The following is a 284-nucleotide window of genomic DNA, read 5'->3' on the forward strand; positions in this document are numbered from 1 at the left end:
CCGAGCAGTGCGCCACCGCTAACCAGAGCCAGTGACAGAAGAGATTTGCGAGTGTTGTTCAGTGATTTCATGGTGAGCCTCTATCAATATCAAAAATGTTGTTGTGTTCAGATCACCTCCTGTGAAGACACAGTAAAGATACTGAAAAGGCATATGCGGAGTTAGCTGAAATAACCCGGTGTTATCAAAACTGAGAGAGGCGGCACGGGGAAGGTGTGAAATGGCCAATCTAAGAGGGAGGGAAATAGAGCGAATCGCTATATCACAAGCAATGGCGTGCCAAA

At 46.8% G+C, this 284-nt stretch carries 1 protein-coding gene; it reads right to left on the reverse strand.

The features are described from left to right. Positions 1 to 18 precede the first annotated feature (18 nt). Positions 19 to 284: hypothetical protein (locus tag ACXAFR_RS27650; protein WP_475183466.1), on the reverse strand; the 266-nt coding region annotated here is incomplete at its 5' end.

Source organism: Pseudomaricurvus sp. ABR4_320, assembly GCF_056159445.1.